Source organism: Blastococcus sp. CT_GayMR20 (assembly GCF_004570345.1).
In genome coordinates this window covers 1-4282 of record NZ_SPQM01000246.1, presented here as the reverse complement: position 1 = coordinate 4282, position 4282 = coordinate 1, and the positions used below count along the sequence as shown (strand labels likewise).

Annotated in this window: 6 protein-coding genes and 1 pseudogene; 2 read left to right on the top strand and 5 right to left on the bottom strand. The window is 72.6% G+C overall.

Annotated elements, in window-relative coordinates:
• A partial coding sequence (locus E4P40_RS26610) for a dihydropteroate synthase (protein WP_167762381.1) occupies window positions 1–326 on the bottom strand: 326 nt, incomplete at its 3' end.
• A 71-nt stretch (window positions 327–397) separates the two neighbouring features.
• Here E4P40_RS26610 and E4P40_RS26605 point away from each other — a divergent pair.
• Complete coding sequence (locus E4P40_RS26605) at window positions 398–859, top strand: MaoC family dehydratase (RefSeq protein ID WP_135161314.1); 462 nt, start codon at window positions 398–400, stop codon at window positions 857–859.
• Between the two features lies 1 nt (window position 860).
• Here E4P40_RS26605 and E4P40_RS26600 read toward each other — a convergent pair whose 3' ends face one another.
• On the bottom strand, window positions 861–2117 hold the full coding sequence (locus tag E4P40_RS26600) for a serine hydrolase domain-containing protein (RefSeq protein WP_209305541.1): 1257 nt from the start codon (window positions 2115–2117) through the stop codon (window positions 861–863).
• A gap of 177 nt (window positions 2118–2294) precedes the next feature.
• A complete protein-coding gene (locus E4P40_RS26595; protein ID WP_116449420.1) occupies window positions 2295–2579 on the bottom strand; it encodes an HU family DNA-binding protein in 285 nt (94 codons plus the stop codon).
• 271 nt (window positions 2580–2850) lie between these two features.
• On the opposite strand from E4P40_RS26595, the gene E4P40_RS26590 reads away from it, so the two are divergent.
• The gene (locus E4P40_RS26590) at window positions 2851–3774 is read left to right on the top strand and encodes an aldo/keto reductase (RefSeq protein WP_135161312.1); all 924 of its coding nucleotides are present in this window, start codon (window positions 2851–2853) and stop codon (window positions 3772–3774) included.
• Here E4P40_RS26590 and E4P40_RS26585 read toward each other — a convergent pair.
• The gene (locus tag E4P40_RS26585; RefSeq protein ID WP_135161311.1) at window positions 3771–3944 is read right to left on the bottom strand and encodes a DUF1059 domain-containing protein; all 174 of its coding nucleotides are present in this window, start codon (window positions 3942–3944) and stop codon (window positions 3771–3773) included. The genes E4P40_RS26590 and E4P40_RS26585 overlap by 4 nt on opposite strands.
• A 69-nt stretch (window positions 3945–4013) precedes the next feature.
• Window positions 4014–4282: pseudogene (locus tag E4P40_RS26580) on the bottom strand (EAL domain-containing protein); the annotation flags it as partial.

The window sequence follows — 4282 nt, the reverse complement described above, 5'->3', positions numbered from 1 at the left end:
CCGGCCGCCAGGGCCTCCCGGGCGACCTCGGCCCGCCAGGTGTCGATGGAGATCGGCAGCGTGGGGTGGTGGGCACGGATCGCGGCCACCAGGTCGACCGTCCGGCGGATCTCCTCGGCGGCGTCGACCTCGTCGCCGGGTGCCGCCTTCACGCCGCCGACGTCCACCATGTCCGCGCCCTCGGCGACGACGCGGTCCACCCGTTCCAGCGCGGCACCCATGGCGTAGGTGGCGCCGCGGTCGTAGAACGAGTCGGGTGTCCGGTTCACGATCGCCATCAGCACGAACGCGCCGTCTGGCACGTCCAGGGCACCGATCCGGAGCAACCCGTTCCCTCCTCGCCGACGCCTCTGTGGTGGAGTTCGCCAACCTAGTCAATCCGCAGAGGGGGCTCGTCGTGGCGCAGACCACCGTGGAGGGCGTCGAGGGTGTGCAGGGGCTGGTCGGCCGGCACCTCGGCTACAGCGACTGGGTGGAGGTCACCCAGGAGCAGGTGAACCGGTTCGCCGAGGCGACCGGTGACCACCAGTGGATCCACGTCGATCCGGAGCGCGCGAAGAAGGAGAGCCCGTTCGGCGGCCCCATCGCGCACGGCTACCTGACGCTGTCGCTCATCCCGTCGCTGGTGCCGCAGATCATCGAGATCAGCGGCTTCCGCATGGGCGTCAACTACGGCACGGAGAAGGTGCGCTTCCCCTCGCCGGTGCCGGTGGGCAGCCGCGTGCGGGCCGGCGCGACGCTCGAGGGAGCCACCCCGTTCGACGGCGGGGTCGCGATGAACCTCGGCGTCACGATGGAGGTCGAGGGCGGCACGAAGCCCGCGATGGTCGCCACCGTCGTCTACCGCCGCTACCTGTAGCTCAGTCGACGAGGGCCTGGTTGACCATCGCGCGCAGGTAGTTGCGGATCGGCAGCGTGCTCGAGGGCAGTAGCTGCGTGTAGAAGCTGACGGTCAGGTCCTCGACCGGGTCGACGTAGAACGCCGTCGAGGCCGCGCCGCCCCAGCTGAAGTCGCCGGCGTTGGCGACCACGGCGTAGCGCACCGGGTCGATGACCATGGAGAAGCCGAGGCCGAAGCCGACCCCGCGCAGCGGCGTCTCGGCGAACAGCGGCCGGCCGAAGCCCTCGAGGTCGGAGTTGCCGGGCAGGTGGTTGCGGACCATGTGCGACACGGTCCGCGGGCCGAGCAGGCGGCCGCCGTCGTAGGCCCCCCGGCGGCGCAGCACCTCGACGAACTTCAGGTAGTCACCGGCGGTGGAGACCAGGCCCCCGCCCCCGGAGAGGAACGCCGGCTTCGAGTGCGCGGCGGCGTCGAACCCCTCGCTGAACATCATCCCCGTCGTCCGGCTGCCGGCCGCCGGGGGCGTCGCCAGGTACAGCCGGGCGAGGGACGACGGGTCGTCGCCCGGGCGCAGGCCGAACGACGTCTCCCGCATGCCGAGCGGCGCGAATATCCGCTGCTCGAAGAACTCGTCGAGCGGCTGGCCGGACAGCACCTCCACCAGCCGGCCCAGGACGTCGGTGGAGACGCCGTAGTTCCACTCGGTGCCGGGCTGGAACACCAGCGGCACCGATGCCCACAGGCGGACGACGTCGGCGGAGTCGGCGCCGGCCGGGGTGCCCCACTCGAAGCCCATCGCCCGGTACATCGCGTCGACCGGGTGCGCGTGGTGGAAGCCGTAGGTGAGGCCGGACATGTGCGTGAGCAGGTGCCAGACGCGGATGGGCTCGACCTGCGGCGCGGTCACCGGCTTCTGCGCCGACCCGGCGACGTAGACGCGGGTGTCGGCGAACTCGGGCAGCCACTTCGTGATCGGGTCGTTGAGCTCGAAGGCGCCCTCCTCGTACAGCATCATCGCCGCGACGGAGGTGACCGGCTTGGTCATCGAGTAGATGCGCCAGCGGGTGTCGTCCTCGACCGGCAGGCCGTTCTCGACGTCCCGGTGCCCGTACCTGCCGACGTGCACCAGCTTCCCGTGGCGGGCGACGGTGACCAGGAAGCCGGGCAGCTGCCCGTCGTCCACCCACCGGGCGAGCCGGCGGTCGATCCGCTCCAGCCGGTCAGGATCCATGCCGACCTCGGCCGGGTCGGTGTCCACCTTCAGCTCGCTCGCCACGCGCACCTCCGCAGTCTGGAACGCCATCCGCCGTCGGACGGCGCCCGCACCCGCATCCTGGCCCACGGCGATGTGGGCCGGACCACACGGGTCAGGCAGCCGCCCGACGGCGGAGAGCGGCCCCCTTGCAGGGGCCCGCCGCGAGCGTGCGACGGTGGGGGGCAAGGGGGTCCTTTTTCAGACCGGAACGGAGCTGGCGGCCTTCTTGAGGTTCGAGCCGGCGGTCACCTTGACGGTGTTGGCCGCGGGGATGTCGATCGACTCGCCGGTCTGCGGGTTGCGGCCGGTACGCGCCGAACGCTGCGTGCGCTCGACGGTCAGCAGGCCGGAGACGGCGACCTTCTCGCCGCGGGTGATCGCGTCGACGAGCTCCTCCTGCAGCCCGGCGAGGACCGAGTCCACGGTCGAGGCGGGGACGTCGGCCCGCTTGGCGATGGCGGAGACCAGTTCGGCCTTGTTCATGTGGTTCCTCTCGTGTGTGCGGTGGCAGGTGCCAGGGCTCGGCACGCGGCCGGCTCCATCCCCCGGTGGGGACCTCCCGGCATCCGCGCACGGGGCGCGGACGGCACGGGAACATCCGGTTCTCTGGGAAACCGGACCCCGGGCACCGTGCCATGCCTGCCTGGGGTCTGGCCACCCAGGGGGTCCCGGAGGGCCCGCAGACGACCCGTCGGCCACATCCGTACCAGCCGCGCGGACGGCGGGGCGGCGTGTCCGCGCATAGCGTGGAGGCATGCCCCAGCTGCCCGGCACCGAACTGACGGTGAGCTCCCTCTGCCTGGGCGGGAACGTCTTCGGCTGGACGGCGGACGAGGCGTCCTCCCGCGCGGTCCTGGACCGGTTCCACGACGCCATGGGCGCGACGCCGTCCTTCGTGGACACGGCGGAGTCCTACGGCGACGGGACGTCGGAGCGGATCCTGGGGGGCTGGCTGGCCGACCGCGGGCTCCGCGACCAGGTCGTCGTCGCCACCAAGGCCTCCCGCGGCGAGAAGGCGCACCCGCTGGCGGCCGCGGAGATCCGGTCGGCGTGCGAGCGCTCGCTGCGCAACCTGCGGACCGACCGGATCGACCTCTACTACGCCCACTACGACGACGAGACGACGCCGCTCGAGGAGACGCTGGCCGCCTTCGACGAGCTGGTGCGGGCGGGCAAGGTCCGCTACGTGGCCGCGTCGAACTACTCGGCCGCCCGGCTGACCGAGGCCCTGGAGACGTCGGAGAAGCTGAGCGTGGCCCGGTACGCGGCGCTGCAGACGCACTACAACCTGATGGAGCGCGCTGCCTTCGAGGACGAGCTGCGCGACGTCGCACTGGAGCGCGGCCTGGGCGTGCTGCCCTACTTCGCGCTGGCCCGGGGCTTCCTCACCGGCAAGTACCGCGCGGGCGAGCAGGTCGACTCACCGCGGGCGAAGGGTGCGACGACGTACGTGGGGGAGCGCGGCGACCGGGTGCTGGCCGCGATGGAGGAGGTGGCCGGGGCGCACGGGGTTCCGCTGCCGGCGGTGGCGCTGCGGTGGCTGGCCGACCAGCCGGGCGTCGTCGCGCCGATCGCCAGCGCCCGGGACGTGGAGCAGCTGGCGGCCCTGCTGCCGATGGAGGACCTGGAGCTCGCCGACGACGAGCTCCAGGCCTTGGACGACGCGTCCCTTCCCTAGCTGCTCCGGATGCGGTCCCGGACGGCCTGGACCAGCTCCGGGGGGATGTCGGTGACGCCGTGGTCGGCGGCGGCGTGGCCGGCGACCTGGGCGAAGATGCCGTCCTCCTCGGACGCCGAGAAGTGGGCGCCGCAGCCGGGGATGACGTCTCCGCAGGCGAAGGTCTTCATGAGTGGACTCCTTGTCGTGGTGCAAGTGGAAGGACCGGCCACCGGACGGCGGCCGGAGGTCTGTGGGGGTCAGCGGCCCGTCCGGGCGGCGGACGCGAGGTCCTCGATGCGCAGCAGGCCGAGCACTGCGCCGACGGCGTCCGTGCAGAGGACGGGGTCGAAGCGCTGCGCCGGCGGACGGGTCAGCGCTCGTTGCAGGGTCTCGGTGATGCCGGTCGTCGGGTGCACGCGCAGCGACACGGGTGCGGTGTAGACCTCCGCCGTCCGTGGGTCGCCGAGCAGCAGGGCGACCGGCTCGTCCTGCGGGCCCACCAGGACGACCGGCGGGACGACCGGGA